The 2,532-nt window shown below is 42.4% G+C and carries 2 protein-coding genes; one reads left to right on the forward strand and one right to left on the reverse strand.

The window, feature by feature from the left end; all coding sequences use genetic code 11:
• Window positions 1-242: 242 nt before the first annotated feature.
• Window positions 243-608 carry a hypothetical protein gene (locus QRY16_RS21685; RefSeq protein WP_289778021.1) on the reverse strand — a complete coding sequence of 122 codons (366 nt, stop codon included), beginning with the start codon at window positions 606-608 and terminating at the stop codon, window positions 243-245.
• An 84-nt stretch (window positions 609-692) separates the two neighbouring features.
• On the opposite strand from QRY16_RS21685, the gene QRY16_RS21690 reads away from it, so the two are divergent.
• On the forward strand, window positions 693-2,532 hold a 1,840-nt coding region (locus QRY16_RS21690), incomplete at its 3' end, for a hypothetical protein (RefSeq protein ID WP_289778022.1).

The raw sequence follows: 2,532 nt of genomic DNA on the forward strand, positions 1-2,532 counted from the left end.
ACATATGTTTGCTTATTAAGCAGCTACTAACATTATGATTGTCAAAAATTTTCATCTCCTGAACTTTCACTATTAAAATAACAGCATCGCCTTATTTCGGATTCTGGATCCTTCCCTCATCTATTTTTTGCATAAACATGGCTAAAATTGCACCACCCATGACGGAAGAAATTGGCACAGCACCAGCAAATGAAATCCTATGCAAAATATGCCACGGAGTAGACAGCACCCCAGATAATCTGCTAGTCAGCCCGTGCCTGTGCCGTGGCACCCTCCGGCACATCCACGAAAGATGCCTGCATGAATACATCAAAGTGCGGGCAAACAATTCTTGCGATATTTGCAAATACGAAATCAAATTCAAGAAAGTTTATGCTGAAGGCACCCCCAGCTACCCTCCTCTCTCGTGCATCGCAGTAAAAGCCTTTTCTAACCTTTGGAAGGTCCTTCTGTCGGTGGCCAAAGTCTCGTACATCTTCTCTCGTGGCCTTGTTGTTCTTTTCGTAAATGGCTACATTTACAACCGTTTTATTTTCGATCTTAAATCGCGCAGCTTTCTGTTTGTGGCTTTCCTGGCGGTTCTTGGTACGTGCTTGAACTTTTCTCACAATTTTCTGTTCTCGCTTGTCAGGCGGCTGACTTCCACCGATCGGACCATCCGAATTGACATGCAACGATCGCTGGAAACGACTGTGAGTGATCTTGCAAGCAGGTCGAGCCAGACAGGCGCAGCTCTCCGCGATTTTGAGTTGAACAGCAGCAACGAGGACACAACAAACGATTCTTCTGATGGATTTACAGATGAAATGGCCTATTATTCATATACATCTTCCGATCCATTCCCCATACGCACTCTTCCAGAACTCAGCTTTGAGTTTTTGAAAATGTTCTATTACATTTGGCCATCACTGCTTATTCCCATACTCTGCTACTCACATAGCCTGGTCGGTGTACTTGTCTCCAAGGCAACTGCTAGATTCTTGCCGTATCTTAAAGAGCAAGGCCATGGGTTGCTCCACCACTTTCTCAATATGAAGTATGCCAATACAATTTGTATAGAATTTGTTTGTATTTTGACGGTTATTTTTATACTTCTCATTGTTGAATCAGCCAGAAACAGGGTCATAGACCTACAGGCTAAAAGCATACTTAATTTCATAAAGGTTTACTGCCTTGTGGTGATCTTCTCCTTCTACATATTCGTAGCACTGGGGGCCTTGACAAACTTTGGAGTCTATCTGTTTATCAACAGGGGGAAGCCTGCTTTCGAATCACGTGACTTCTTTGCTGTGCTTATTTCGCATGCAGCTATAGGACTGGTGCTCAACAGCCTGTTTGATTCTTGGAGAGACAGGCTCTTTTCCAAATTCAGGCCCGGAATAACAAATCTTTGCCGCACTAACAGAGTGCCCTCCCTTCATATAAAAGAATTCATCTCTATGCCGATCAGAAACATACTGATCAGACTCCCCCTTATGGTTGTGGTGTTTACCTTTTTCATCTTCACGACTTACTATATTCAGGATGCCTTACCCAGACTTTTTGGATATTCTCTTCCGTTGCTCCATGTCAGTACCTACCGCACTGCCCTGTTTTATCACAAGGTCCTTTCCTTTGCATTCTTTGAGACCGAAGATTTAATCATTACTCTTAGTAGCGTACATGTGTGGGTTACTCGGAAGATTGCGCCCCTGTTTTCGATGCAGAACTATATTTTTAATGAAAAAATGCCTATTCCCGACAAACAGGGACTTGTGTGGGGTATGAATAGAACAGTATTTTTTAGAGAAGATGCGCTGAAGGTACAAGCCATAAATAGTAGCTTGCACGACAGCAACAAAGATTCGTATAACAAGTACGCCATCACCGATAAACGAATAGAAAAATATTATGGAAAAACTCACAAGCGGAACATATCTATTTTTTATAAGCCGAAACATGCCTGGGCCTTCTTTTTGACTATTGTAGCAATGTACTTTTTAGTTACACAAGCATTGCTGGGCCTGCTTATACTTACGTCCTTGTACATTTCCTCATGGATTAATATGGCCAGAGACATCGCCCTTTTGCTTTCGCTCCTTGTTGCGTTTAGGGCATTTCGGTTGGCCAGATTGGGCCTGCGCGCCGCAGCCAATAGCTTGATGCTCTACCTCTATACTGATCTTATTTGGCCTACAACGGCTGCTGTTATATACATATGTTTTATGTCTGGATCAACCAGGATATTCTATACATCCCAGATGTTTATGGTGTTCTTTTCTATCTCCTCCTATCTTTACAAGTTCTGCCAGTTCAATATATTTCCCTCTCTTAATGGTTTACCCATCAGGTCATTCCTGAGAAAGCTGCTCGGATTTTACTTCTGGAAGATTATATTGGCTTTTACATACTCATTCTACTGGTTTGAGATTGGATTTAAGGGCCTTATAGCGATAGTAGTAATGATGGCCCTGGGAATACTTATTATTCTGTCATTCCGCGCCTTATTTATTAATAACTGGCTTGAGAGGGTCAAGGATGAGTACTTCCTGG

Origin of the sequence: Mixta mediterraneensis, from assembly GCF_030283135.1 — a bacterium.
Taxonomy (GTDB): Bacteria; Pseudomonadota; Gammaproteobacteria; order Enterobacterales; family Enterobacteriaceae; genus Pantoea; species Pantoea mediterraneensis.